The organism is Arcicella lustrica, from assembly GCF_034930985.1.
Taxonomy (GTDB): domain Bacteria; phylum Bacteroidota; class Bacteroidia; order Cytophagales; family Spirosomataceae; genus Arcicella; species Arcicella lustrica.
Window position 1 is genome coordinate 292,121 of sequence record NZ_JAYGIM010000001.1, and the last position, 22,456, is coordinate 314,576.

Sequence of the window (22,456 nt, forward strand, 5' to 3'; positions counted from 1 at the left end):
AGTAGGAGTTCATTTGTAATAATGAAGCAAGAAATTTCAGGAAAGTACAGGAATCTTAAAAAAGCTGAACGAATAGTGTAAAATAATTAACTTTTGAAGTTATTATTGTACTTTGTAAAGAAATATACCCTTTTAGAATCATTAAAAGCTGTGCTATATAAATTTGGCATTCTTTCAATAAAAAACAAATAAATTTTATGTTTTAATTTGAAAGCATAGCTTAACTTTGCCTTGGAATAAAATAAGTACAAAAAAGAAAACAAATAACGATAGTCCCAATTTTGGTTACGTCACATTATAATGGATCAATTTTCATACATTGCCAATGCTGATACGGCAGCGATTTCTGACCTTTATGAGTCATATTTAAAAGACCCTAATTCGGTAGATACAAGTTGGCAAAACTTTTTCAAAGGTTTTGATTTTCACGCAAGTTGGAATAACGCAGAAGGCGCATCCAACGGAATAAAAAGTGGAGGCACTTCTTCGCCAGATAGTTCAACGGTTCAGAAAGAAATGGCTGTAATTAGCTTAATTAAAGCCTTTCGTTCACGTGGACACCTTCTCGCAAAAACCAATCCAATCCGTAATCGTAAAAACCGTCAGCCACGTTTGGATTTGAAAGATTATGCTCTTTCAGAAGCGGATTTAGATACAAATTTTCAAGCTGGAAACTTCTTGGGTATAGGTGCAGTTTCATTGCGCAAAATTCTTGAATCATTGAACACTATTTATGCAGGTTCAGTAGGTTTTGAATATGCTTATATCCGTGAGCCAGAAGTAAAAGAATGGTTACGTGCTAAAATCGAAAGAGAGGCTTTAGCGTTTAATCCTTCTTTGGATGAAAAGAAACAAATCTTAACGAAACTGAATGAAGCAGTAGTTTTCGAGAACTTCTTGGGAACAAAGTATTTAGGTCAAAAACGTTTTGGTTTGGAAGGTGGCGAAAGTACTATTCCTGCTTTAGATGCTATCATCAATCGTTCTGCTGAATTAGGCGTAAAAGAAGCCATGATTGGTATGGCACACCGTGGTCGTTTGAATGTGTTGGCTAACATCATGCACAAATCTTACGATGCTATTTTTGATGGTTTTGAAGGGAATCTTCCAGACCAAATTCATGGCGATGGTGACGTAAAGTATCACTTAGGATATTCATCAAAACATATTTCTCCATCAGGTGTTGAAATTTCATTAAAATTAGCGCCTAACCCTTCACACTTAGAGGCTGTAAATCCATTAGTAGAAGGTTTCTGTCGTGCAAGAGCCGATGCTCATTACGATGGAGATTATGATAAAATATTGCCAATTTTGATTCATGGTGATGCTGCTGTTGCTGGACAAGGTATCGTTTATGAAGTAACACAAATGGCAAAACTAAAAGGTTATGAAGTAGGTGGAACTATTCACTTTGTGATTAATAACCAAGTAGGTTTTACAACGGATTTTGAAGACGCACGTTCGTCAATCTATTGTACAGACGTTGCTAAAATCATTGATGCACCAGTATTCCACGTAAACGGAGACGATCCAGAAGCAGTAGTTTTTGTATCGAAAATGGCAGCAGAGTTCCGTCAGCAATTCAACCGTGATGTGTTTATTGATATGGTTTGTTACCGTAGAAATGGACACAATGAATCTGACGAACCACGTTTCACACAGCCAACACTTTACGCAAACATTACGAATCACTTAAATCCAAGAGAATTATATACTCAGAAATTAATTGCTCGTGGTGATATTGAAGCGAAGTTGGCTTCTGAAATGGATTCAGAATTCAAGAGTGAATTACAAGCTCGTTTAGATTTAGTAAAACAAAAGATTCGTCCAGAATATCATCCATTAAAATTGGATAACCGTTGGGCAGAATTACGTTATGCTGAATTAGCTGATTTTGATAATTCGCCAAATACAGGAATTGCCAAAGAAACAATTGATAAAATTGCAGTGGCGCTTTCAAAATTGCCTGCTGGTTTTAGTGCCTTGAAGCAAATTGAAAAAGTATTAGCTGACAGAAAAGGTTTCTTTGATAATGGCGTATTGAACTGGGCAACTGCAGAAGCATTGGCTTATGGTTCTATTCTTTTAGAAGGAAATGCTGTAAGAGTATCAGGACAAGATGTACAGAGAGGTACTTTCTCTCACCGTCATGCTGTTTTACATGATGCTAATACGAATGAATCATATACTTCTTTGAATTACATTGAAGAAGGACAAGAGCAATTACAAATCTATAACTCATTACTTTCAGAGTATGCAGTATTAGGTTTCGAGTTTGGTTATGCTTTAGCCAACCCGAATGCTTTGGTAATTTGGGAAGCCCAGTTTGGTGATTTCTCAAATGGAGCACAAACTATGATTGACCAATTTATTGCTTCTTGTGAATCTAAATGGGGAACAATGAATGGTTTGGTAATGCAATTGCCACATGGTTATGAAGGACAAGGTCCAGAACATTCAAACGCTCGTCCAGAAAGATATTTACAATTAGCCGCAGAAGAAAACATCATTGTAACTAACCTTACAACACCAGCCAATCTTTTCCATGCTTTGCGTCGTCAATTAGCTTGGGAATTCCGTAAGCCATTGGTGATGATGTCTCCAAAATCTTTATTCCGTCATCCAAAAGTAGTTTCTCCAATCAGCGATTTTACAGATGGAAAATTCGAAGAAGTTTACGGAGATACTTTTGTAGATGCTAAGAAGGTGAAGAAAGTATTACTTTGCTCAGGTAAAGTATATTTTGATTTGTTGGATAAACAAGCAAAAGATAACCGCACAGATGTAGCCATCGTTCGTTTAGAACAATTGCAACCTTTCCCAGCTAAAAAAGTTCAGGCTGAATTAGACAAATATCCAAAAGCAAAAGTATTCTGGGTACAAGAAGAACCTGAAAACATGGGATATTGGTCGTTCGTCATTCGTGAATTCGGTTGGAAACCATTTGAAGGATTAGTAGCTCGCAAAAAATCAGCTTCGCCTGCTACAGGTTTCTTGAAGATTCATAATGAAGAACAAGTAGCTTTAGTAGAAAGAGCATTCTCATAAATTTAACCCATGTAGATTACTGATTCTAGGATGAGTAATCTACATTCTTTTTATATTATTATCTAAGTATTTTAATCATATAGTTTTGGTTTTTAGAGGTATCAGCATTCTAAAATCTAAATTCTAAATTATAAAATCAGAATATGGCAATTGAAATGAAAGTACCGCCAGTAGGCGAGTCAATAACAGAGGTAACTATCGCCGCTTGGAATAAAAAAGACGGAGATGTTGTTAAAATGGATGAAGTTTTGTGTGAACTAGAATCAGACAAAGCCACCTTTGAACTCCCTGCCGAAGCAGAAGGCGTCTTGAAAATCGTTGCAAAAGAAGGTGACACTTTGCCTATCGGTGCTGTTATCTGTATTATTGAAACAGTTGGTGGACAAACTGCTGTTGCACCTTCAGCTCCAGTTGTTGAAGCAGTAGCTGCTCCTGCGGCTGCACCAGTTGCAAGTGCAGAACCTGCAAAAACGATTGAAATCAAAGTTCCAGCTGTTGGTGAATCAATCACTGAAGTAACAGTTTCTTCTTGGAACAAAAAAGAAGGAGATTCAGTAAACATGGACGAAGTACTATGCGAATTAGAATCTGATAAAGCAACATTCGAACTTCCTGCTGAAGCATCAGGAACATTACATATTGTAGCCGAAGCTGGTACAACATTACCAATCGGTGGCTTAGTAGCAACTATTACAGTGGGTGCAGGTTCGGCAGTTGCAGCAGCAGCGCCAGTAGTATCTACTCCTGCTCCAGCAGCATCAACTCCTGTAGAATCTTCTTCAAGCTATGCCGCAGGTCATGCTTCGCCAGCAGCAGCGAAGGCATTAGCTGAAAAAGGAATCGACCCTGCAACTGTTCAAGGTTCAGGCGTAGGTGGAAGAATTACGAAAGAAGATGCACAATCAGCTCAAAAACCAGCACCAGCTCCAGCGGCTGCACCTGCTAAAGCAGCAGAGCCAGCACCAGTAGCTTCTGCTTCAGGTAACAGAGTTGATAGAGCTGAGAAAATGACTTCTTTGCGTAAAACAGTAGCTCGTCGTTTGGTTCAAGTGAAAAACGAAACAGCGATGTTAACTACTTTCAACGAAGTAGATATGAAGCCAATCATGGATCTTCGTGGAAAATACAAAGATAAATTCAAAGAGAAACATGGTGTTGGTTTAGGCTTTATGTCGTTCTTTACAAAAGCTGTTTGTGTTGCTTTAAAAGAATTCCCAGCAGTAAATGCTTCAATTGATGGCGATTCAATCATCTTCCATGATTATTGTGATATTTCAATTGCTGTGTCTGCTCCAAAAGGATTGGTTGTTCCAGTTATCAGAAATGCAGAACAATTATCTTTAGCAGGAATTGAATCAGAAGTAATTCGTTTAGCTTTAAAAGCAAGAGATAATAAATTGACTTTACCAGAAATGACTGGTGGTACATTCACGATTACAAATGGTGGTGTGTTTGGTTCAATGTTATCAACGCCAATCATCAATGCTCCTCAATCAGCTATCTTAGGTATGCACAATATCGTTGAGCGTGCTGTAGTAATTGGTGGACAAGTAGTAGTTCGTCCGATTATGTATCTTGCTCTTTCTTATGACCATAGAATTATTGATGGTAGAGAATCAGTTTCATTCTTGGTAAGAGTAAAACAACTCCTTGAAGATCCAACACGTTTATTGTTAGATGTATAGCATTTTATAAATCAATTGAGACACCCCAAAGTGTCTCAATTGATTTAATAATATATAATCTTTTTCTACTCAATGTCTAACTACGAATATTCAACCTTCAGTATTTCTATCAATGCAGATGAGCCAGAAGAATGGGAAGACTATGAGGAAATTGACGAAAAGTTTCTTGCTGAGACGCTCAATAAAGCAGCTAGAAGTGGATGGAACTTGTTAGTATTATTCCTGTTGTAGTAAAAGGAACTACTGTTCAGGTAGTGATAACTTATAAAAGAACAGTGTTTTAGTAAATTCATTTCCCTTTTTATATCAAAATCAATTTAAGTAATTAAACTTGCTGGTTATCAGTAAATCGCTGAATACCCAAAGCTCATAATATGCAATACGACGTAATAGTAATCGGTTCTGGTCCGGGTGGCTATGTAGCTGCAATCCGTGCCGCACAATTAGGCAACAAAACTGCCATCATTGAGAAATATTCAGTTTTGGGAGGTACTTGCCTGAATGTAGGTTGTATTCCTTCAAAAGCACTTTTAGATTCTTCTGAGCATTTTCATAATGCTGCTCACACTTTTGCAGACCACGGAATTGAAATCTCTGCTCCGAAAATTAACATCGAGCAAATGATTAACCGTAAGGCTGGCGTGGTGAAGAAAATGAACGACGGTATCAATTTCTTGATGAAGAAAAACAAGATTACAGTTTACAATGGTCTTGGCTCATTCGTTGATAAAAGTACCGTGAACATTGCAAAGGCAGATGGAACTTCAGAACAAATTACTGGTAAAAATATCATCATTGCTACGGGTTCAAAACCAACAGTTTTGCCTTTTATTCCTGTTGATAAAACAAGAATCATTACTTCAACAGAAGCTTTGAACTTGAAAGAAGTTCCAAAACACTTAGTTGTAATTGGTGCAGGAGTAATCGGAGCGGAGTTAGGTTCAGTATACGCTCGTTTAGGTGCTAAAGTAAGTTTTGTTGAATTTGCTGATTCGATGATTCCAACGATGGATAAAACGATGGGTAAAGAATTACAAAAGGCAATTAAGAAACTAGGGGCTGATTATTATTTCTCTCATAAAGTTACGGGTGTTGTAAATAATGGCGATGATGTAACTGTAACAGCTAAAAATAGTAAAGACGAAGAGGTACAAATAACAGGTGACTATGTGTTGGTTTGTATCGGTCGTCGTCCATATACAGATGGCTTGAATCTTGAAGCGGCAGGTTTAACAACTGAACGTGGCAAGATTGAAGTAGACGAGCATACATTACAAACTAAAGTGCCAGGAATCTACGCTATTGGTGATGTAATTCGTGGTGCAATGTTAGCACATAAAGCAGAAGAAGAAGGTGTTTTTGTAGCAGAGACTATTGCTGGACAAAAACCACACATCAATTATAATTTAATTCCGGGTGTGGTTTATACTTGGCCAGAGGTTGCTTCTGTAGGTAAAACGGAAGAAGAATTAAAAACGGCTGGAAAAGCTTACAAAGTAGGTTCATTTCCATTCAAAGCTTTAGGGCGTGCTACGGCATCTGGCGATACCGACGGTTTAGTAAAAGTATTAGCTGATAAAACTACCGACGAAATTTTAGGGGTACATATCATTGGAGCAAGAGCAGCCGATATGATTGCCGAGGCAGTAGTAGCGATGGAATATCGTGCTAGTGCCGAAGACGTAGCAAGAATGTCTCACTCGCATCCAACTTATACAGAAGCGATGAAAGAAGCTTGTTTAGCAGCTACTGAAAACCGTGCGATTCATTCGTAATCTAAGAATAAATGATAAAAATCAAAGGCTTGGAGGGTTGTCCCTCCAAGCCTTTTTTATTAGCTTTGGGAAATAAACCAAAAATAATCATGAAAACATCATCTTTAAATTTCATTTCCTTTTATAAATACACGTTTCTTTTTATCGTAACCTTATTTTTAAATGCTTGTTCAACCAAGCCAAATCAAGAAAGTAAAGTAGATTCTTCAGTTGTTATTACCAAAACTAAGAAAGAAATTATTACCAGAAGCAGTACTGAAAAAAGTGAAGGAATGTTTTTGGAAGATATTCTAGTCTGCGTAAGTTTTGATGGATTAGTCAAAAAATATGGCGAAGCAAATATCAAAAAAGAAGTAATGATAGAAACTGGCGAAGGACAGTTTAAAGTAACAAAACTATTCCCTGATACAGAAAAAGAAGTAGAAATCTACTGGAAAGATGGTAAAGAGTATCAGCAAATTCAAGATGTAATAGTAAGAGTACGTTTTACAAAAGATGAAAAAACAGATTTAAGCTCGCCTTGGTCTTCAAAAGATGGAATTCATCTTGGTATGCCATTGTCTGAGATTGTTCAGTTGAATGGAAAAACATTTACCATTACTGGTTTTGGATGGGATTTAGGCGGAAGTGTTGTGAGTTGGGAAGGAGGAAAGTTAGCCAATAAAAATATTAATCTTCGTTTCAATGATTTTTCAGATAATAACGGTGGATTAACAGATGAAGAATTTACGGCGATTTCAGGACAGCTAGAATTTGATGTTTTACACGCTTCTATTAAAAAATTAAACCCTTTAGTCGATCAAGTTTCTGTTTTTATCAAGCCAGAAATCAGTAAAGATTTAGGGCAAAAAATGGTGAAAGAAGTAGAGGCAAAGCAGGTGAAAAAGTAGATTTTAGCTTTGAGAAGTGAGCTATGAGCCTTTAAGATTTGGAGATAATATCAGATTTCTATTAGGGTGTGACTTAAGTCGCACCCTAGTAGAAAAATTTGAAGGAATCGTTTTTATGTGTGATTTTTATTCTTTTATTTAAACAAACTCAAAGCTGACGACTCATAGCTGACAGCTATTTAAGTTTTTCATTCTCCAAATGCCGAGTAGCATCTCTTTTCGTTTTCTTATCTAGGTTTTTCTGTAGTGCTTCTGTGAGATTAATGCCCGTTTGGTTGGCTAAACAAATCAATACGAATAAAACATCTGCCATTTCATCACCTAAATCTTTTGCTTTGTCAGATTCTTTTTCGGATTGTTCACCATATCTACGAGCAATTATTCTGGCTACTTCGCCCACCTCTTCTGTAAGCATTGCCATATTTGTTAGTTCATTAAAATAACGAACGCCAATGGTTTTTATCCAATTATCAACAGTACTTTGTGCTTCTTCTATTGTCATTTTTGATGAATGGTTTTATTGAAAAAACTACCCATAAATCCACCAAATAAACAAGGCAATGGCGAAATATAAGTAGAGAATTGATTGATATTAGGAAATTTGGCTGATACACCCAATAATTGGGCAATAAAGAAACCTGCAAAAATGCCAGCCGTCAATTGTATGGCAGAAATCCAACCTTTTTGTGGTTGTAAATAACCCAATGATAAAGCTGAAAGTAATATGACAAAAAGTGGCCAATGTACCACATCAGCATTTAGGTTTACCACAACAATGATGATGGTAGCAATTAGCGTAAAGATGGTATTTCGTATCATTTTAAACGACTTAATTCTTGTTTTTTGAATCAATAATAATGGTAACTGGGCCATCGTTAACAAGCGATACTTTCATATCAGCACCAAATTCTCCAGTTTGTATATCTTTGCCCATGTCTTTGGATAATTGCTTAATCATTTGTTCGTATAAAGGAATGGCAATTTCTGGTCGGGCGGCTTCAATAAAACTTGGTCGATTTCCTTTCTTGGTACTTGCATGCAAAGTAAATTGACTGATTAATAAAATATCACCATTTACAGATTTTAGGTCAAGATTCATTTTGCTTTCTTCATCCGAAAAAACCCTCATGCCTATAATTTTCTTCGAAAGCCATTCTACATCTTCTAATGTATCGTCATGAGTAATGCCTAACAAGATTAAAAAACCTTTTTGAATACTGCCCTTTATTTTATCTTCAATTTTTACAGAAGCTTCCGAAACTCTTTGTATTACTGCAATCATAATTACATCAATAAATAAACAATCAATAAATACACGCCATAACCCAATAAATCGTTTGTAGTGGTAATAAATGGTCCAGAAGCGATGGCTGGATTAATATTAAATCTGTTCAAAGCCAATGGTGTAAGCGTACCCATGAACGAAGCTAGAAGGACCACAGAAAAAAGAGAAAGAGAGACTGTAAGTGATAAATCGACGTCTGCACCATCAACAGCAAGGGAACCGAAAAATGCTACCACACCTGCAAGTACTGCATTCAAAAGTGCTACTTTTAATACTTTCCAAAGACGTTCGCTCAGTGGAATATCAATACCAGATTTATCAGCCAAACTTTGAACAATGAGTGAAGATGATTGAATCCCAACATTTCCACCAGTTGAACCAATCAGTGGAATAAAGGCTGAAACGGTAGCCGTGATTTGAATGATGTTTCCAAGACTTGCAATTAATTTTGCTGCTAAAAAACTACCGAACATACCAACAATTAGCCAAGGCAAACGTGAACGAACTAAACGCCAAACGCTGTCATCTTCTTCCACATCTTCCGAAATACCCGTCATCGCTTGTACGTCTTCTTGAGCCGATTCTGTGATAAAATCGACCACGTCATCAATCGTAATTCTACCCAATAATCGTCCTTGAATATTCACAACTGGTACTGCTTCTAAATCGTATTTCTGCATGACATCGGCTACTTCTTCACCTTTAGCTGTTGTTTTTACAGAAACAATATTTTCATCATAAATATCGGCTACTCTTGCACCTCTTTTGGCAAGAATAATTTTCTTTAAAGAAACTCTTCCTAATAAAATACTTTCATCATCAACCACATAAACTGAAGATACATTTTCAACATCTTCGGCTTGTCTTCTGATTTCCTCGATACATTCTGTAATTGATTGCTTAATGTTAATTTTGATTAACTCTTTTTGCATCAAACCACCCGCAGAATCTTCATCATAGTGCATCAAATCGTTGACAAAACGAGCTTGTTCTCTGTCTTTCAACAAACCAATAATGTCCTCCGAAATATCTTTGGGTTGTTCGTTCAGAATATCAACGGCATCATCCGAATCCAACACATCAACGTATTCTGCAATTTCCATTGCCGTAAAATTCTTGAGGAATTTTTTACGGTCATCAGCGTCAAGATTTGTGATGATTTCAGCACCAAGCTTTTTATCCAATAATCTTACCAAATAATGAGCTTCTTCGCCTTCCAATTCATACAAAATATTGGTTATATCGGCAGGATACAACTCATCCATTTCAGCAATGATTAATTCATTTTCTTGCTGATTGATGGCCGTTTGTATTTTCTCTAAATATTCCTTTGTGAGTTCAAAAGGAGTAAGTTCAAAAGGTTGTTGATTAGTTGGTTCCATGATTTTGTCGTCACAAATAATACTATTTGACTTGACTATATAATTTAGAGGCTTCTATTCAATAATCGGATTATTTGCTTCTGCTAATCGAGTCAATTCCAGAAAATCAGCTACAGATAATTGTTCTGCACGTTTATTCAAAAATGGATTTTCAGGCAATTGTAAAGCTCTCAAAGCATTTCGGAGTGTTTTTCGGCGTTGATTAAAGCCCATTTTTACAATGGCTTTAAATTTACTTTCTGATACGCCTAAATCAGATACATTGTTTCTTTTCAGACGAATTACGCCAGAATTTACTTTTGGCGGTGGCGAAAATACTTCTGGTCCTAATGAAAAACAATATTCAATATCATAGAAAGCTTGCAGTAATACGCTCAAAATACCGTAATCTTTATTGCCCGGTTTTGAGGCAATTCTTACCGCTACTTCTTTTTGAAACATTCCTGCTATTTCTGGTACAAAGTCTTTGTAATCAAGTACTTTGAATAAAATCTGAGAAGAAATATTATAGGGGAAATTTCCAACGATTCCGAATTTTTTTCCACCGAAAAAAGTCGATAAATCTAAATGCAAAAAATCGGCTGAATGTACTCTTCCTTTTAATTGTGGATAATGTATATTCAGATACTCTACTGATTCTCTGTCTAATTCAACAACGGAAGTTTGGTATTCGGTATGTTGTAATAAATATTGAGTAAGTACGCCCATTCCTGGTCCAATTTCCAGTACTTGGTCATAACCGCCATGAAGCGACATCAACTCTACAATTTTCTGTGCTGCCTCTAAATCTCTTAGAAAATGTTGCCCTAGACTTTTTTTAGCTCTTACGTCTTTCAATGATTCTGTCGTTGGTTTTTGGATGATAAATAATGTTAAAAAGACTAATGAATTGCTTTTATTCCTTAAAATTACGCCGTTTTTTGTACTTTTAAGATAAAATTTCGTTAAAATCGAAAAGGAAAATAACCAAGAACTAAAAGCTATGCGTTGGTCTCATAAAACAAAAGAAGAATTAATCATAGAAATTCGTCACCTCAAAAAAGAATTAAGAGTATTAGAAGTCAATGAACGAGCAGGCGAAATGCAACCTTCAATGGCATCTGAACTTGAAAAAGCGGTAGAAAACCTTAATTTGGTGGGAATGGTGCTTGAGGATAATGGGACGATTGTGTATTGTAATCCTTTTTCAATCAGAATGTTGGGCTACCAATTGGATGAATTGATTGGGAAAAACTTTTTTGACGTTTTAGTACCAAGTGAAGAAAAAGTACAACGAATTACTTCTTTTCAAGATGCTATGGAAAAAGGAGGCTTGTTCGACCAAAAGGAAAGAACAATGCTTGCCAAATCTGGACAATTAAAATATGTTGAATTAAATTCTACGATTTTCAATGATGCTGGTGAAGATATTCGATATTTAACCATCATTGGTGAAGACGTAACCGAGCGAAGAAAAGTAGCAGAAGCTCTCGCTCGTTCAAATGCGCAATTGCAAGATTTAATTACCAATACGACTGATTTAATTCAAATCACAAGTATTTCTGGAAGGTTTTTGTACGTCAATAAATCATGGTTAGAAACCATGGGTTATGAATCGAACGAATTAGCTTCTTTGCGTTTGAAAGATATTCTTCATCCAGATTTTGCGAATGATGCCCTTCAAAAATTTGAGAAAGTAAAAAGCGGAGCGAATATGCCCGATTTTGAGGTCGTTTTTAGAAGAAAAGACGGTCGCCGACTTTACTTGGCAGGCTCTGTAAACTGTCGATTTGAAAAAGATGTTCCAACGGCTTTTCGTTGTATTTTTCATAACTCAACCGCAAAAGTAAGAGCTGAACGTGCTTCTAAATTATATTCAAGTATTGCGCAAGCAACGATTCGTTCTACCAATTTGGATGATTTATATGTAAATATTCATAAAGAATTGGGCGAAGTAATTGATGTTAAAAACTTCTTTATTGCTCAGTACGACTCAGCGAAATCTTTCCTGTATTTCCCATATTATGTTGATGAGTATTTTGATAATAGAGTACATTTTACCAAAAGAAAATTGGGAAATGGACTGACAGAATACGCCATTGCAGCCAACAGACCGTTGATTTTGCGAGATGAAGATATTTTTAAATTGGCGGAAGATAAAACGATTTATCTCTATGGAGTAGTACCCAAAGTAATGATTTGCGTGCCTTTGCGCATTGGCAATAAAGTAACGGGAATCATCGGTTTAAAATCGTATGAACGCCAGAATAAGTACGAACAACGAGATTTAGAATTATTAGACTTTATTTCTGGACAAGTAGCCTTAGCAATTGCCAGAAAGCAAGCTGAAGATGTGTTGGCTAGAGAAACAGCTCGTTTAAATGCCATCATCGAAGGTAGTTCGCACTTAATGTGGTCGGTAAACCGAAAAATGTTATTGACTTCTTTCAATAAAGAGTATTCTCAATTAATTGAAAGACAATTAGCGGTAAAACCACAATTGATGTTAAGTACTGAAAAAGTAGGTTTTAGAATGGTTTCGTCGGCTGATAGGAGAGTACTTGAAGAAAAGTATAAATCTGCTTTCAGAGGTGAGCAACAGCATTTTGAAGTAAAATTAGATTCGGACGATGGCAATCCGAATTGGATAGAAATTTATCTGAATCCGATATTTCTAAACAATGGAATGATTGAAGAAGTATCTGGCATTGGTCGTGATATTACAGATTTAAAGAAGTATCAGCAAGATATTGTAAAAGCCAAAGATGAAGCAGAACGTTCGTTGAAAGTAAAAGAAAGATTTTTGGCGAATATGAGTCACGAAATCAGAACACCGATGAACGGAGTAATCGGGATGATTGATTTATTGAACGATACCGTTTTGGATATTGAACAAAAAGATTATGTTCAAACCATTAAGAAATCATCAGAAACGCTTTTACACATTCTGAACGACATTTTAGATTTAGCGAAAATCGAAGCCGGAAAAATGGCTTTACATGAAGCCCCACTGGTTTTCAAAGATGTTTTTGATAGATTACAAGCACTTTTCTCACAAATTGCGGCGAACAAAGGCAATAGAATTATTTGTGAATTTGGCGAGAATTTACCTGAATTTGTCATTGCTGACGAAACTCGTTTGCTACAAATTCTTTCAAATCTTACTTCAAATGCTTTGAAATTTACTGAGAATGGAACGGTAGAAATTAATGTAAATTTGGTAGAAAAAAGAGGGAAGTTCAATAGAATTAAAGTTGAAATTAAGGATTCTGGCATCGGAATTACAGAAGAAAATTTAAAAATGCTCTTCAATGCTTTCCAGCAAGTAGATAATTCAACAAAGAAATCATTCGGAGGAACAGGTTTAGGTTTAGCAATTTCAAAAGAGCTTTGTCGCTTAATGAAAGGTGAAATTGGCGTGCATTCGGATTGGGGCAAAGGTTCTACTTTTTGGTTTATAATCGAAATCAAGCAAACTGATATTAGCCCAATGATGGCTAAAAAGGATGAAGTAGCATTCCAAGTACTTGGTCATTTTAGTGATATTACGCCATACATTTTGTTGGTTGATGATAATGCGACCAACCGAAAAGTAGCGAGTGAAATCATGAGAAAAGCAGGTTGTGAAGTAATTACAGCCGATTCTGGTAAAAAAGCAATTGCTTTGGTTGAAGCGTCCTTACTTGAAAAACCATTTGATGTAATCTTCATGGATATTCAAATGCCAGAAATGGATGGCGTAGAAACGACTCATAATTTAAGAGCAATTTCTGATAATTTACCGCCAATCATCGCCATGACAGCTTATGCCATGCGTGAAGACCGTGACCGTTTTATGGCAAATGGCATGAACGATTATGTGCCAAAACCAATCAGAGCCGAAATTTTGGTTAGAAAAGTACGAGAATGGATTGAAAGAGGAAGTACTCATAAAAAAAATGTAGCAAAAACAATTGCCAAAACAGAAGTCTCTAAAGCTGAAAGTACGCCTGTAATTGTTGAAAAACCGAAGGAAAAAGTGAATGCTCCAACGCTTATTTCTTTAGATGCGTTTCCTGTGCTTGATCATGAAATCATTAAACAATTAGCAAGTAGTGTTGGTGGTGATATGAGTTTTGTAAGTTCAATTCTTGAAGGATTTGAAGAAGAAGCCACCGAACAAATTCAATTGGCTATCGAAGGTTTCCATGCAAGTAATTGTAAACAAGTACAAAGCGAATTACACACCTTGAAAGGAAATTCTGGAACTTTAGGTGCGGCACGATTACACGAAATCACAAGAATTATTGAAGAAAAAGCCAAGCATTGCGATTTTACTTTCTTTGAAAAAGAAATTGTGATTTTACAGGAAGAATTTGAAGCGTTTAAAATTGCCTATAAAAAGCTGTAAACATGAGTCATCCCGAATTTTGTGGATGACTTGCCAAACAAAAACCTCCTTGTTTATTTTGTGAATTACGACAAACACAAAAAAACAGGAGGTTTTATCATGCACAAGGCACTTCTACAAAAAAACGATAGTTTTACAAAAAAAACAAATGCTTCGTATTTTCTTCTTAAAAAAATAGATGTTTACCTTTCTGATTTAGCGTTTACTTTAGACAATCTTCTTGACAAACGTCTTGTTGGGACTTTCTATAATTTATTTGTGGCTATTCTTTTGAACAGGAATCGCTCTATTGGGTTGCTTCTGAGTGAGTTAGGAGGCTTTATTTGTGGATTCAATCATGCTCCAGCTGGAACAAAACGTATCAGTAACCTTCTACGTTCAAAGAAATGGACAGCTACTGTAATTGATGATTTCCTATTTGCTCGTAGTAAAAAACGCATTGAACAACTAATCCAAATAGGAAAACGTCCCTTGTTAATATGGGACGATAGTAAAATTGAGAAACATGAGAGCTGGCGACCGACGCTCGGTTTACCGAAGGTCTATGCAGTGTAGAAAGTAGTAAAGCAAAACGTCTGACAAAAGTCAAGAAAGGTTTTTATCGTCCACCCGTAAGTCGTATCTGTGTGCCAGGTTATCGCTGGACTGCTACATTGCTTTCAGCTTTGGGTGAAGCACCCAGTGTTTGTCAAATGTCATGGTGGACTACCAGAGGAAAGTACAAAGAACACGGTAGTAATATTATTTTTAGGATGCTGGAAAAATTGCATCAATCTATTGGTAAAGGTGTTTTACATGTACTTGATAGAGGTTACGCTAATACTTGGACGATTGAATGGTTTACGCACTTTGAACAAGATTTCTTAGTTCGTTGGAAGAAAAATCATCTACTCGTTCATGCTGATAAAGGTAAAAAGAAGACACATTTACTCGCTCGTTCCTTCAAAGCTAGACACCGTAAAATTGTATTTGATAACCAACGTAAAATAGCCAAGAGTATTTCTATCGCATGGGCAGAGGTACAACACCCTGATTTTGAAGGACTTCCTTTGTCTTTAGTGATTGTTAGAGATAGGAAAAATCATCAATCCCCTTTGTATCTACTTACTTCAATTCAAATTGAAAATGTCGAACAGGCTTGGGAAATGTGCCATTCTTATATGCACAGATGGTCTATCGAACAGACCTTTAGATTTTGTAAAACAGAATTAGCCATTGAGTCACCAAGATTATGGTTTTTCGAGAATACTTGTAAGTTACTTGGAATCGTAGCACTTATCTATGACTTTTTGATGAACCTAATGAACAATTGGGGAAATTGGATACAATTAGTATTAAAACAGTGGTGTCATAGAACAGGAAATCGGTACCGAAAGGCTTCGATACCGATTTACAGAGTAAGAATAGCCATTCACAATATCCTATGGATAAGCTTTGCCCAAAATTCGGGATGACTCATGTTTTAGTTTTTTTAAAAATAATAAAACCTTAAAAATATTAAGATTTTAAAGTTGCTAATTGTTTGATTGATGATTAGATCGAATGAACGACTTAGTGGTAATTCAAAAAAGTATGCAAAAATAAATTATTTTTTGATATTTTTAAATTTTTTAAAATATCAAAAAAACTTTGGAGCTCTAAAAGCTTGTCTTTTAATTATTTAATAAAATAAATGCGTTTTTTGCCATTAACCATGATAGAATTTATAGAGATAAGCATTAAATTAAGCGTTTCTGAATATTAAAAACTATCAATCTTTACTTTATTCAATACAATAAATTATGCGTATTACTACTAGAATTCAGCTGATGTTCATGATGTTCCTAATGTTTAGCACATGGGGAGCTTGGTACGGTCAAATGGGTAAATATCTTTTTACTGCTTTACACGCAAATGGCGACCAGATAGGAAGTGCCTATGCTACTTTTTCAATTGCCTCTATTTTTGCTCCTTTTTTTGTAGGATTAATCGCAGACCGCTACTTTTCAGCTCAGAAAGTAATGGGTGTTTTGAATTTATTAGGTGCGGTAATTTTATATTTTCTGATTCAAACAAAAGACCCTGATACTTTCTTTTGGTACATTTTGGCTTATACTTTGACTTTCGCTCCGAATTTGGCATTGTCGAATTCTATTGCAATGAATCAAATGCAAGACCCAAGTAAAGAATTTCCAGCGATTCGTGTGATTGGTACTTTAGCTTGGATTGTTATTACAAATATTATTGGAAAATACGAACTTGGTGATAAAGTAACCATTTTTCAGTTAGCTATGTTTACGTCTGTGGCTTGGGGAATTTATGCTTTCACTTTGCCAAATACGCCACCGAAAGCTACTGGAACAGCTTCTGTTTCACAAATTTTAGGGACAGACTCTTTTGTACTTTTTAAAGACCGTTCTTTCTCAATTTTCTTTGTTTCTTCTGTATTGGTATGTATTCCTTTGGCTTTTTATTATGCTCATGCTAATTTATCGTTGACGGAATCACACATGACAAATGTTGAAAACAAGATGTCATTAGGTCAAGTTTCAGAAGTGTTGTTTATGCTTTTGATTCCTTTTGCTTTGCAAAAATTTGGAATTAAGAAAATGCTGATTGTTGGTTTGGTAGCTTGGATTATTAGATTTGTGTGCTTTGGTTATGGCGATGGAATTTCATCAGAATGGATGTTGTATTTAGCCATTGTCCTTCACGGTGTTTGTTATGACTTTTTCTTTGTAACTGGTCAAATCTACACTGACAATAAAGCAGGGGAGAAGATTAAGAATTCAGCACAAGGTTTAATTACTTTAGCTACTTATGGCATTGGAATGGGAATTGGCTCTATTCTTTCTGGAAAAGTTTTGTCGAATTATACAAATGGAGAAGTACATGATTGGACTTCCGTATGGATGGTTCCAGCGGGTATTGCAGCTGTAGTACTGGTATTATTTGTTATTTTCTTCCACGATAAAAAACAGACAAACTAGTAAATAAGCTCGAATTTTTGTTAGATAATCATTTGTAAAACGCTTATTTTGAGAACTTTGTCATTGATATTCTTCATTAAAAAATATTCTATTCTTTTGTGAATATTTGAACAGTAAAGAATAGGTAATTTGACAAACAAATTCTTTAGATAAGCGTTTTACAATATATTTATAAGAAATAAAATGCCGATTTAGCTGTTGTCGAAATTAGTATATATTTCATGTTTCACGATTTTTTTGCTCTTTTTTGATGAATATTTTAATGTTGTTTTGATATGTTCGCTAAACTATAATTCAAAAAAAGGAAGTTTATGAGTATTATCTATCAGTTTACTTCCTTTTTGGAAGTAATAATTCGAGACTAAAGTGGTAATTATTTACTTCCAATTATTTGATAAATACCCTTTGCAAGCTTTTATCCTGCTTTTAAGTAATTCGGATGTTTTTTTTAGAGCATTTAGTAGCATATATTTTCAAAGCATTTATATTTGTACCCTACAAATTTTGTTAGACATAATTTGTTAATCATTGAATCGATAGATATAGTTTTATAATAGAAATGCGAAAACTAAAACTATAAGAGTATAACTCAGTATTTAACACAAGTAAAATATCCTAAAATAAGTCAACTTAAAGATAAATACTAATACTTTTTGAGCATTAGATTATTTACCCCCAGAGAAATGAAAAGAATTGAAGACAGAGTAAGAGTACTGATTGTAGAAAGAGGAATGACATTGCTACAATTGGCAACCCAATCAAAAATCACAGAGGCTACTTTACATGCGATTTTGAATAGAAATGATGCAAAGTATTCTCAACTAATGAGAATGGCGCAAACTTTGAATGTTAAGGTTGCTTATCTGACTGGAGAAACAGACTTGCCTTCAATGTCTGTAGTTCATGAATCTGAAGCTGGCTATGTTGCCCTAAAAGCGGATGATGTAATCGCTATGCAAAAACAAATTATAGAGCTACAAAGCAAATTGCTTACAATTAATACTCCAAAGGATTAACTGTAAAGCGAATGCCTTACTGAAATTAATAATCAGAATATTGTAATTAATATTCTGATTATTAATTACTTATCTATTGAACTTGTCTTTCAAACGTAAGAGTGGAGATTCTATAAAACGGAATGATAACTCACAAACTAACACTGTTAAACCAATAACCAACGTGTATAGGAGGACGTTAAAAACAGGAAGACTAAGTTTATCTCCAATAAAATAATGTATTGCATTAATACAAAAAACTATCACTGCTGAGTGATATATATAAATCCCGTATGAAATCTTACCTAAGTAATGGATAATCGGTTTTTCAAGGTTTAAAATTGTATTTGGGTTTGCTGCTACATTGATAATGAAGTAGCAAAAGAAAATACCATGAAATTCAAGGTTGAAGCCAGGAATGTAAACATCTGAGCCTATTATCAAAAGTGTAATCGTGTAAACGATAATCTGAGTACTTTTCTTAAAAAGAAACGATAAAATTCTTTCTTGTTTGCTGAAAACTAAATATGCTCCAATACCGCCAATTACCATTGTTAAAATCCTAAATTGACTAAAAAATAAGGCTAAATTTTCATAAATTTTCTCTTTTGTAGCTACTGGCAAATCACTTATTTTCAAGAAATAAAAAGAAGTACTTCCCACAATAATTACAAATACAGCAACAACAATTAAGAATGATTTAACAGGATTTTTTCGTTTGATAATCCAAGGCCAAATAGCATAAAATTGTTCCTCAATGCCTATCGACCAAGTTTGTGCACATAAATAAGGCGCTCTGAAAAAAACGTATCCAAAATTTGGTAGAAAAAATAAAAAGAAAGGAAGGCGTTTGTAAAAATTAGCATCGTAATAGAAATCATCACGAAGTGGACCATTGAAAAAGGGAATTTCAGGAAAAACAAAAAAGGCAAGCAGCACGATGATGTAGTATAAAGGCCAAATTCTAAGAATCCTCCTGACGTAAAAATTCTTCGTTGAAATATCACCTCTTCTAGTTTTTTCGCTTAATAATAAATAGGTAATCAGAAAACCACTCAATACAAAAAATAAGCCTACGCCCAATTTTCCCATGTTTTTAATGATGTAAAAGCCATAGAAATGTTCTAAGCCCATCATATATCTAATTTGTTCGGTGTGATGAATGAGTACTGAAAATGCGGCAATAAAACGAACGCCGTTCAAATTAGGAAAGTAAACAGGTTGATGAGAATTTTGCATTATTTGGGTTATTAATTAATGGGTTTTCAAGATTCATGCTTTCGATGATGTTTAGCATTTATCTGACAATTTTATAGATAAACCATGTTTCGTTATGATTATGTGATGGATTCAACACATAAGCAATGTTATCTATAAAGCTTGGTTCAATGTTGGTATCGTGTTGTAATTTTGGAAATATCTTTTTCATCATTGCTAGCCTTGCTTCCAAATCTGCCGAACCTACAATGATTAAATAATTTGGATATACTTTTTTGCCTGATTTTAATTCATTAGGTAATGCTGCGAGTTTTTCAGGATTATCAATATCATAATAATCTAATCGTTTATCTAAATAGAAAATAGCCACTGGCTGAGATGCTTGAAAGTTTTGAATAACAAAGTTTTGTAAATCGCCTTTTTCTCTGAAATAATTCATACTTTCTACTCTCGAACGCTTCGTGTAAGTTACTGAAAGAATACAAAGTAAAATTGTGTTTAAGACGATAAACCAATAAACCAATACTTTGGTGGTGGTTCTGAACCACGTTTTATTTTGTAAATTCTCGTAAATATCACGGAAACCAATTACTCCTAAAATTAAAAAGAAAGGAATAAAAGGTAGGATGAATCTTTCTTGCTTGTTAGGATAATACGAATGAAAGGCAAAGAAAAACAAAGAAGCTAAGAATAACATTCGTCTATTTCCTGCTTGTGTCGCTGTTTTAAAGTAACCTGCAAAAAATAGGAGTGACGATAAGCCTAAACTCAAGCCAGCCATTGTACCAATATAGCGATGCCAAGGCCCGTTCGGATAAATTTCTATATTTTTAGCATCAGCATTGAAGGTAAAATAGGCTTTGATAGACGCAATCGGATTTCCCCAGTAGATATAATCGAAAATTCCCTGTGTAAGTAAGTAAAAACCAATACAGCCGAAACCAAATAAAATGGCTTTTTGCCAATTTGTTTTGCTTAATAGCCAAGTTAAACCTACAGTAAAAGGAATAAAAACGATTTGATACCGAAATACAAAAGCGATGACAAACCAAAAAGCTGATAGAAGAACAGATTTGTTATTAAGTTTTTGATTTACTGCGTAATAACAACCCATTAAAAGTGGTGGAATACAGACAAATTCTCTTAAATTTCGAACCGACATAAACGGGAAAACCCAAAATACAGCCAATAGTAATCCGACAATTTTTGCATCGTTTTTATGATTACTTAATCGTTCTGTCAGTTTATAACCGTAATAAATACTAAGAAGTGAAAATAAACTATTGACAATTCTTGCCAACAACATTTTGGTTTCTGGGTTGGTTGTGCCAAACCATTCACAAATTCCAAAAATTAAGTAATGAATATAAGGATAAATTAAGCTGAATAGATAGGCTTCGCCATTTACTAAAAAGTCTTGTGTAAAGGGCGAATCAACTTTATCAAGTAAGTTTTGGGCAAGTACAACTACTTCGTAGTGGTCGTCAGTGAAAGCATAACCTTTTGAAAAAATGATTGATAATACTCTAAAAAAAAGACCAATCAATAATATTTTTCTGAGATTTAAAGACTCTAAGTATTGTTGCATAATGTAATTGCCTAAAAATGTTTTGCAAAATTAGACATTTTACGGGCAAAAATGAAACTAGATTAAGCATCTAATAAGATTCTGAAAGTAGTTCCTTTGTTTAATTCAGATTGTTTTACGAATAGTTTTCCATCATGGTAATTTTCAATGATACGTTTGGCAAGCGTTAAACCTAAGCCCCAACCTCTTTTTTTTGTACTAAAACCTGGATCGAATACTTTGCTAAGATTTTGTTTAGAAATTCCTTTTCCACTGTCTTTAATGTCGATGGCAATTTTATTGTTTTTGGTTTCACTCAACGTAATTTTTAATGAACCCACACCACCCATTGCATCCACTGCATTTTTACAAATATTTTCAATAACCCATTCAAATAAGTAACGATTGACGTTGACCGTATTACGCTGATTGAGTTGATTATCAAGCGAAAAGACAACTTTTGTCGAAATCCTTTTTTGTAAATACGACATAAATGTTTCGATGGTTTCAATGATATTTTCAGGTTTCAATACTGGAATTGAGCCAATGTTTGAGAAACGAGTCGTGATAATATCAAGTCGGGTAACGTCTTTTTCTAATTCTTTTACAATTTCTTGGTCATAAGTAGGGTCATTTTTGAAATATTCGACCCAAGCGGTAAGCGACGAAAGTGGAGTGCCTAATTGATGTGCCGTTTCTTTTGCCAAACCCACCCAAACCTGATTTTGTTCTGAACGTCTCGACGCATCAAAAAATAAATAAGCCGCCAAACCAAAAACCAATACTACAGCCAATTGAAAAAGCGGATAATAACGAAGTAAATCTAGTAAGCGTGAATTTCCAAAATAAATATATTCTTTATGGAGTGTCATATCAAGCTCAATCGGCGGATTATCGTCTCTGATGATTTCTTGTAGTTCTTTTTGTAGAAAAGCCTGTTTTTCATCCGAATTCAATCCTTCTGGCATTTCAATATTTTTTGCAGTTAAATAGCCAGTTCCATCTTTGTGAATAATAGGAATCGTATTGTTTTCATTCGATTTTTTAATTTTTTCAAAGAAGAAGTTTACATCTTGATTTGGGTCGCTGGTCATGGTATATTTTAACGACTCGGCATATAATTCAATTTGTTGTTTTTCACGTTCTTCTAGTTTTGAAACAATTTTATCGGTGAAGTACAAAGAAAATATACCCACAATTAAACAAAAACCCAAAAAAGCTACTTTCCACCAAGTATTACGGCTATAAATATCTACAGATAAAATCATAAAAA

General features: G+C 34.9%; 18 protein-coding genes. 10 read left to right on the top strand and 8 right to left on the bottom strand.

The window, feature by feature from the left end; genetic code table 11:
- Positions 1–300: 300 nt before the first annotated feature.
- From VB798_RS01180 to VB798_RS01200, 5 genes are all read left to right on the top strand, one after another.
- Positions 301–3,048 (top strand): 2-oxoglutarate dehydrogenase E1 component, encoded by a 2,748-nt coding sequence (locus VB798_RS01180; protein ID WP_323255100.1) that lies wholly within the window; start codon positions 301–303, stop codon positions 3,046–3,048.
- Between the two features lie 143 nt (positions 3,049–3,191).
- Positions 3,192–4,733, top strand: a complete 1,542-nt coding sequence (gene odhB, locus VB798_RS01185; protein WP_323255103.1) for a 2-oxoglutarate dehydrogenase complex dihydrolipoyllysine-residue succinyltransferase — start codon at positions 3,192–3,194, stop codon at positions 4,731–4,733.
- Positions 4,734–4,805: 72 nt separating this feature from the next.
- Entirely contained in the window at positions 4,806–4,964 is a 159-nt protein-coding gene (locus tag VB798_RS01190) for a hypothetical protein (RefSeq protein ID WP_323255105.1), read from the top strand.
- 143 nt (positions 4,965–5,107) lie between these two features.
- Positions 5,108–6,508 (top strand): dihydrolipoyl dehydrogenase, encoded by a 1,401-nt coding sequence (gene lpdA / locus VB798_RS01195; protein ID WP_323255107.1) that lies wholly within the window; start codon positions 5,108–5,110, stop codon positions 6,506–6,508.
- A gap of 89 nt (positions 6,509–6,597) precedes the next feature.
- Positions 6,598–7,398: a hypothetical protein gene (locus tag VB798_RS01200; protein ID WP_323255109.1), complete on the top strand. Its 801-nt coding sequence runs from the start codon at positions 6,598–6,600 to the stop codon at positions 7,396–7,398.
- A 175-nt stretch (positions 7,399–7,573) separates the two neighbouring features.
- On the opposite strand, the gene VB798_RS01205 is transcribed toward VB798_RS01200, so the two are convergent.
- Genes VB798_RS01205 through rsmA form a run of 5 tightly spaced genes read right to left on the bottom strand, consistent with a single transcriptional unit; the run spans position 7,574 to position 10,902 of the window.
- The gene (locus VB798_RS01205) at positions 7,574–7,900 is read right to left on the bottom strand and encodes a nucleotide pyrophosphohydrolase (RefSeq protein WP_184132504.1); all 327 of its coding nucleotides are present in this window, start codon (positions 7,898–7,900) and stop codon (positions 7,574–7,576) included.
- Positions 7,897–8,217 (bottom strand): hypothetical protein, encoded by a 321-nt coding sequence (locus VB798_RS01210; RefSeq protein WP_323255112.1) that lies wholly within the window; start codon positions 8,215–8,217, stop codon positions 7,897–7,899. Before VB798_RS01210 ends, VB798_RS01205 begins: the two co-directional genes overlap by 4 nt.
- 10 nt (positions 8,218–8,227) lie before the next feature.
- On the bottom strand, positions 8,228–8,680 hold the full coding sequence (gene dtd, locus VB798_RS01215; RefSeq protein ID WP_323255114.1) for a D-aminoacyl-tRNA deacylase: 453 nt from the start codon (positions 8,678–8,680) through the stop codon (positions 8,228–8,230).
- Between the two features lie 2 nt (positions 8,681–8,682).
- Positions 8,683–10,065, bottom strand: coding sequence for a magnesium transporter (gene mgtE / locus VB798_RS01220; protein ID WP_323255115.1), 1,383 nt, complete (start codon positions 10,063–10,065; stop codon positions 8,683–8,685).
- A gap of 54 nt (positions 10,066–10,119) precedes the next feature.
- Complete coding sequence (gene rsmA / locus VB798_RS01225; RefSeq protein WP_323255117.1) at positions 10,120–10,902, bottom strand: 16S rRNA (adenine(1518)-N(6)/adenine(1519)-N(6))-dimethyltransferase RsmA; 783 nt, start codon at positions 10,900–10,902, stop codon at positions 10,120–10,122.
- Positions 10,903–11,047: 145 nt separating this feature from the next.
- Between rsmA and VB798_RS01230 the strand changes: the two genes are divergently transcribed.
- From VB798_RS01230 to VB798_RS01250, 5 genes are all read left to right on the top strand, one after another.
- The gene (locus VB798_RS01230; RefSeq protein ID WP_323255119.1) at positions 11,048–14,434 is read left to right on the top strand and encodes a PAS domain S-box protein; all 3,387 of its coding nucleotides are present in this window, start codon (positions 11,048–11,050) and stop codon (positions 14,432–14,434) included.
- Positions 14,435–14,533: 99 nt separating this feature from the next.
- Positions 14,534–14,989: a hypothetical protein gene (locus VB798_RS01235; protein WP_323255121.1), complete on the top strand. Its 456-nt coding sequence runs from the start codon at positions 14,534–14,536 to the stop codon at positions 14,987–14,989.
- 71 nt (positions 14,990–15,060) lie between these two features.
- Positions 15,061–15,888: a transposase gene (locus VB798_RS01240; protein WP_323255123.1), complete on the top strand. Its 828-nt coding sequence runs from the start codon at positions 15,061–15,063 to the stop codon at positions 15,886–15,888.
- A 327-nt stretch (positions 15,889–16,215) separates the two neighbouring features.
- On the top strand, positions 16,216–17,403 hold the full coding sequence (locus tag VB798_RS01245) for a nucleoside permease (RefSeq protein ID WP_323255125.1): 1,188 nt from the start codon (positions 16,216–16,218) through the stop codon (positions 17,401–17,403).
- Between the two features lie 683 nt (positions 17,404–18,086).
- Positions 18,087–18,419, top strand: coding sequence for a helix-turn-helix domain-containing protein (locus VB798_RS01250; RefSeq protein WP_323255127.1), 333 nt, complete (start codon positions 18,087–18,089; stop codon positions 18,417–18,419).
- Positions 18,420–18,488: 69 nt separating this feature from the next.
- Here the strand turns inward: VB798_RS01250 and VB798_RS01255 are convergent, their stop codons facing one another.
- The 3 genes from VB798_RS01255 to VB798_RS01265 all read right to left on the bottom strand — a co-directional run bounded on the left by VB798_RS01255 (position 18,489) and on the right by VB798_RS01265 (position 22,451).
- The gene (locus VB798_RS01255; protein WP_323255129.1) at positions 18,489–19,637 is read right to left on the bottom strand and encodes an acyltransferase family protein; all 1,149 of its coding nucleotides are present in this window, start codon (positions 19,635–19,637) and stop codon (positions 18,489–18,491) included.
- 58 nt (positions 19,638–19,695) lie between these two features.
- Entirely contained in the window at positions 19,696–21,204 is a 1,509-nt protein-coding gene (locus VB798_RS01260) for a glycosyltransferase family protein (RefSeq protein ID WP_323255131.1), read from the bottom strand.
- A 62-nt stretch (positions 21,205–21,266) separates the two neighbouring features.
- Positions 21,267–22,451, bottom strand: a complete 1,185-nt coding sequence (locus tag VB798_RS01265) for a sensor histidine kinase (protein ID WP_323255133.1) — start codon at positions 22,449–22,451, stop codon at positions 21,267–21,269.
- Positions 22,452–22,456: the final 5 nt, after the last annotated feature.

Excerpts from the sequence above, each read along its gene's own strand:
- VB798_RS01180 (WP_323255100.1), top strand. The coding sequence starts at position 301 with ATGGATCAATTTTCATACATTGCCAATGCTGATACGGCAGCGATTTCT.
- VB798_RS01255 (WP_323255129.1), bottom strand. The coding sequence starts at position 19,637 with ATGCAAAATTCTCATCAACCTGTTTACTTTCCTAATTTGAACGGCGTT.
- VB798_RS01245 (WP_323255125.1), top strand. The coding sequence starts at position 16,216 with ATGCGTATTACTACTAGAATTCAGCTGATGTTCATGATGTTCCTAATG.
- odhB (WP_323255103.1), top strand. The coding sequence starts at position 3,192 with ATGGCAATTGAAATGAAAGTACCGCCAGTAGGCGAGTCAATAACAGAG.
- VB798_RS01260 (WP_323255131.1), bottom strand. The coding sequence starts at position 21,204 with ATGCAACAATACTTAGAGTCTTTAAATCTCAGAAAAATATTATTGATT.
- VB798_RS01210 (WP_323255112.1), bottom strand. The coding sequence starts at position 8,217 with ATGATACGAAATACCATCTTTACGCTAATTGCTACCATCATCATTGTT.
- VB798_RS01230 (WP_323255119.1), top strand. The coding sequence starts at position 11,048 with ATGCGTTGGTCTCATAAAACAAAAGAAGAATTAATCATAGAAATTCGT.
- VB798_RS01250 (WP_323255127.1), top strand. The coding sequence starts at position 18,087 with ATGAAAAGAATTGAAGACAGAGTAAGAGTACTGATTGTAGAAAGAGGA.
- mgtE (WP_323255115.1), bottom strand. The coding sequence starts at position 10,065 with ATGGAACCAACTAATCAACAACCTTTTGAACTTACTCCTTTTGAACTC.
- VB798_RS01265 (WP_323255133.1), bottom strand. The coding sequence starts at position 22,451 with ATGATTTTATCTGTAGATATTTATAGCCGTAATACTTGGTGGAAAGTA.
- VB798_RS01235 (WP_323255121.1), top strand. The coding sequence starts at position 14,534 with ATGCACAAGGCACTTCTACAAAAAAACGATAGTTTTACAAAAAAAACA.
- VB798_RS01200 (WP_323255109.1), top strand. The coding sequence starts at position 6,598 with ATGAAAACATCATCTTTAAATTTCATTTCCTTTTATAAATACACGTTT.
- dtd (WP_323255114.1), bottom strand. The coding sequence starts at position 8,680 with ATGATTGCAGTAATACAAAGAGTTTCGGAAGCTTCTGTAAAAATTGAA.
- VB798_RS01205 (WP_184132504.1), bottom strand. The coding sequence starts at position 7,900 with ATGACAATAGAAGAAGCACAAAGTACTGTTGATAATTGGATAAAAACC.
- lpdA (WP_323255107.1), top strand. The coding sequence starts at position 5,108 with ATGCAATACGACGTAATAGTAATCGGTTCTGGTCCGGGTGGCTATGTA.
- VB798_RS01190 (WP_323255105.1), top strand. The coding sequence starts at position 4,806 with ATGTCTAACTACGAATATTCAACCTTCAGTATTTCTATCAATGCAGAT.